The organism is Methanoculleus sp. UBA291 (assembly GCF_002499755.1).
Taxonomy (GTDB): Archaea; Halobacteriota; Methanomicrobia; order Methanomicrobiales; family Methanoculleaceae; genus Methanoculleus; species Methanoculleus palmolei.
The window spans coordinates 1-4,510 of sequence record NZ_DANC01000001.1; the positions used below are offsets into that span (position 1 = coordinate 1).

Annotated in this window: 4 protein-coding genes and 1 pseudogene; 4 read left to right on the plus strand and 1 reads right to left on the minus strand. The window is 58.7% G+C overall.

All coding sequences use genetic code 11. From position 1 onward, the window contains the following. Together BP737_RS00005 and BP737_RS00010 are read left to right on the plus strand one after the other, a co-directional pair. Positions 1 to 411: pseudogene (locus BP737_RS00005) on the plus strand (phenylacetate--CoA ligase family protein); the annotation flags it as partial. Between the two features lie 16 nt (positions 412 to 427). Further along, positions 428 to 1,816 carry a phenylacetate--CoA ligase family protein gene (locus tag BP737_RS00010; RefSeq protein WP_292408557.1) on the plus strand — a complete coding sequence of 463 codons (1,389 nt, stop codon included), beginning with the start codon at positions 428 to 430 and terminating at the stop codon, positions 1,814 to 1,816. Between the two features lie 47 nt (positions 1,817 to 1,863). Here the strand turns inward: BP737_RS00010 and BP737_RS00015 are convergent, their stop codons facing one another. Then, positions 1,864 to 2,880 (minus strand): GNAT family N-acetyltransferase, encoded by a 1,017-nt coding sequence (locus BP737_RS00015; protein WP_292408560.1) that lies wholly within the window; start codon positions 2,878 to 2,880, stop codon positions 1,864 to 1,866. A 206-nt stretch (positions 2,881 to 3,086) separates the two neighbouring features. Here BP737_RS00015 and BP737_RS00020 point away from each other — a divergent pair, with 206 nt between their 5' ends. Together BP737_RS00020 and BP737_RS00025 are read left to right on the plus strand one after the other, a co-directional pair. Beyond that, entirely contained in the window at positions 3,087 to 3,278 is a 192-nt protein-coding gene (locus BP737_RS00020; RefSeq protein WP_342685799.1) for a hypothetical protein, read from the plus strand. A 161-nt stretch (positions 3,279 to 3,439) separates the two neighbouring features. Then, positions 3,440 to 4,510 (plus strand): phenylacetate--CoA ligase family protein (locus BP737_RS00025; RefSeq protein ID WP_342685800.1); only part of this gene is annotated, 1,071 nt, incomplete at its 3' end.

Sequence of the window (4,510 nt, forward strand, 5' to 3'; positions counted from 1 at the left end):
GGGAACCCCTGCACCTGCGGGCGAAGTTATCCGCTGCTCGAGAGGGTGGAAGGGCGGGTGCAGGACTTCATCGTGACGGGAAAAGGAGATCTCCTCTCCGGGATCGCCATGAATATCGATACCGATGCGTTCGACAACGTTAAACAGTTTCAGTTCTACCAGGAAAAGGTCGGAGAAGTCATCCTGAACATTGTAAGAAAACCCTCATTCGGCGAGCAGGATGCGGAATATCTTTACCGGGAAGTAAGCAGGAGTTGCGGCGACGACGTAACCATTGCCATTCGGTATGTCGACGATATACCGCTTACCGCCCGCGGCAAGTACCGCTACTTCGTCCAGAACCTGCCGGTACATTTCAGCGAAAAGGAGGTGGCGAAAATTGAACCCGTATCCTCCGATATGTCCGTCTGACCCGGGAGATGCGCACATGAAGGCCGATGTTCTAAAATGGGCGTCTCGTGCAAATCCGCTCACCGTTAAAGCGCTCAGCCTGGTGCCGTCCTACCGTACCTACCGGGAGACCTACGCTCTTCTCCAGCAGTCCCAGTGGTGGAGCCGAGAGGAACTCATGGCCTACCAGATACGGACGCTCTCGCGCCTGCTTAATCACGCCTACGAGAACGTCCCCTACTACCGCCGGGTTTTTCAGGAACGGAACCTTGTGCCCGGGGACATCCAGACCCTCGACGACCTCACCCTCCTCCCCTTCCTGACCAAGGAGATTGTCCAGGCCAACCTCCCCGACCTGAAGGCGAGGAACTACCCGGAGTCCGCCTTCGAATACGTGCGCACATCCGGCTCCACCGGCATCCCCATGGGGTTCTACTACGAGAAAGGGACCTCCCGGGCGCACGAGTGGGCGTTCATGAAGACCCAGTGGGACCGCGTCGGATACCGGTTCACCGACCGGTGCGTCGTCCTCAGGGGACATGTGGTGGACGCGGCCTCAAGCGGGGTCTACTGGAAACGGGCGCTCTTCGGCCGATGGCTGATCATGTCCTCCCACCACATGACCGAGGAGACCATACCGGCCTACATCGACCGCATCCGAAAATTCCGGCCCCGGTTCATCCACGCTTACCCGTCCACCGCCGTGATCCTTGCTCGGTACATGCTGGAGCACGAGATCGAGCCGTTCCCGACGGTGAAGGCGGTTCTCTGCGGGTCCGAGAACCTCTATCCCTGGCAGCGGAACCTGCTCACGGAGACGTTCGGGTGCCGGGTCTTCTCCTGGTACGGGAACTCCGAACAGACGGTGCTCGCCGGGGAGTGCGAGGAGAGTTCCCGCTATCACATCTTCCCCGAATACGGCATCGTCGAACTGATCGGGAGAGACGGACGGCCAGTCGAAGGACCGGGCGCGATGGGGGAGGTGGTCGCAACGAACCTCACCAACTTCGTCTGCCCTCTCATCCGCTATCGAACCATGGATGTCGCGGTCGCCTCGGAGAACCGGTGCTCGTGCGGTCGCGCCTATCCGCTGCTCGAGAAGGTCGAAGGACGACTCCAGGAATTTATCGTGACCCGGAGCGGGCATCTGATCTCCGTCACGCCCATCAACTACGAATCGGGAGCGTTCGAGAACATCCGGCAGTTTCAGATGTACCAGGAGGAGGTGGGCGAACTCATCATGAAAGTCGTCAGAAAGCCGACCTACACCGAGGAGGACACCCGGCAGTTGACCAAAGAACTCCAGTGGCAGCTCGGCGATGAAGTGAACGTCCATGTCCACTTCGTCGATGAGATCCCCCGCACCATGGGCGGCAAGTTCCGGTATCTCATCCAGAAACTCCCGATCTCGATCGGTGACCTCTAAGGGATGAGAGTAAAGACAGACCGCCGGAGATCCGGCGGTAACGGCGCCTAGATCCTGCCCGCCGTCATCAGCAGTCTCTTGACGAAGGTGAGGTACGCCCACTCGGAGACCGTTCCGAGGGAATCGGACTTCTTGATCTCGAAGTACATCGTGAGATCCGGGTTGAACTTCGACTTGAAGAAGACCAGGTCCGGGTTGTTCGCACCCATATTCTCAAAGATCCGGTAGCCCTCAGCCTTTGCCCGCTGGATCAGGAGCCACTGGAGGTACTCGTTTCCGGCGTGAGCGCTCTCGAGCCGGGGCGTCCCGATCCAGAGCAAAAACCGCTTATACTCCTGAGTTGCCACCACGCCCACGATTTCGTCCCCGGCGTCGTAGAGGTGATAGACCCCGATCTGATCCGGGTAAGCACGCACGAGGTCTTCGAGGTAGTCCAGTCTGATGGGCGGGATATCAAGCGATGGGTCCCGATAACGGTCGGCGAGGAGCCGGTGAAGGATGGCGACATCGCTGCTCTTCTCCAGCCGGAGACCGGCATTCTCCTCTTTTTTAATTTTACTCCGGAGTTTTTTGTGGAGGTCGTTCCAGAGATCCTCAAGCGTTCGATCCAGATTGATGGTGTAGGTATACCGGACCCGCATATCGCACTGGTCCCAGAGGTAGTGGCGGATGTCGTTGAACCCCGGGACAAAGGTAATCGAGAGGTAGTTCGGCGAAAGCCTCCGGATCTCGTCCCGGATCTCCCCTGCGACCATCCCGAGGAGAAATTCCTTCTTGCTCTGTTTGAGGCCATCGAAGTCCCTGCTCATCACACACCCGAGGTGAGGGATCACGGTGAGCGGAGGAGGAGAAAAGACGGTGTTTATGCCGTGCAGCCGCTTGCAGAAGATCGGGAAGAGACAGATCGGCTCATTTCCTTGATAGACTGCATACCGGAGAAGCGTGCTCCCCGTATGCTTTGCCGTCAGGTGCAGATAGTCCCACTTGTGGAAGAGGTACCCGGACGGACTCGCGTCGATGAAGGAGTCCCAGGTATCCCTGTCGTCAACCCTGTGTATTGTCATTTCCGTTACCATCTCCTCGCTACTCCGTTTGCTCTTTGGTGACCCCCCATCATCTCTAGAGTCTAATATACCTTTCTCCAGGCTCATTGAACTCGGAAGAGGCGGCGCGGGACGGGGTACGGGGGTCCTGCCCGGGACGTGGCTCTGGAAGACCAAAGACTCCGTCGGCAGGAATCATTATATACGACGATGCGTGAGGTAGGGGCATGGTCGCTCTCCGCCTCCTTGCTGTGGATGACGTCTCATTTCTTTCCTGGAAGGGTAACAGTTCGGGGGCATACGGCGACATATGGGTGGTCATATCAGAAAAAAGCCTTTTTACGGAGTTTCTCAAGCATTTTTACCGCACGTCCCGAAAAGATCTGGTTAACCTCCCGTATTCGGAGAATTTCTTCTAAACCGTACAAAACGTCGAACACACCGGCCATCTCGCCGCGCTCCCGGTAGGGTTCCCTTTCACTCCGAGCAAAATGCTTAATGCGGTGTATTGCCATCGACAGTGCCGAGAGGTCTGCGGATGAAGTATCGGAGATCGAAAGCTCCCTCACGAGAGAAATCTATGACAATGAGGGCCCTTCAGATCTTCCCCGCATTTTTCGCCTACAGAAAGACATACTCCCTCCTCCGGCGGTCTCAACGATGGAGCCGCGAGGAACTCACGGCCTACCAGATACAGACGCTCTCGCGCCTGCTCGACCACGCCTACGAGAACGTCCCCTACTACCGCCGGGTCTTTCAGGAGCGGAACCTGGTGCCCGGGGACATCCAGACCCTCGACGACCTCGCCCTCCTCCCCTTCCTGACCCGGGAAGACCTGCAAAACAACCTCCCCGACCTGAAGGCGAGGAACTACCCGGAGTCCGCCTTCGAATACGTCACCACCGGCGGCTCCACCGGCATCCCCGTCGGCTTCTACTACGAGAAAGGGGCGTCCCGCGCACGCGAGTGGGCGTTCATGAAGACCCAGTGGGACCGCGTCGGATACCGGTTCACCGACCGGTGCGTCGTCCTCAGGGGCTACATCGTCGGGTCCCCGAAAGAGGAGATCTTCTGGAAGAAAACGCTCTGTGGCCGATGGCTGCTGATGTCCTCCCACCACATGACCGAAGAGACCATGCCGGCCTACATCGACCGCATCCGAAAATTCCGGCCCCGGTTCATCCAGGGTTACCCGTCCACCGCCGTGATCCTTGCCAGGTACATGCTGGACCACAAAATCAAACCGTTCCCGAACGTGAAGGCGGTCCTCTGCGGGTCCGAGAGCCTCTACCCCTGGCAGCGGAACCTGCTCACCGAGGCATTCGGGTGCCGGGTCTTCTCCTGGTACGGGAACTCCGAACAGACGGTGCTCGCCGGGGAGTGCGAGGAGAGTTCCCGCTACCACATCTTTCCCGAATACGGCATCGTCGAACTGATCGGGAGAGACGGACGGCCAGTCGAAGGGTCGGGAGCAATGGGGGAGGTGGTCGCAACGAACCTCACCAACTTCGTCTGCCCTCTCATCCGATACCGGACCATGGACCTTGCCGTAGCGGCCGGGAACCCCTGCACCTGCGGGCAAAGTTATCCGCTGCTCGAGAGGGTGGAAGGGCGGGTGCAGGACTTCATCGTGACGGGAAAAGGAGATCTC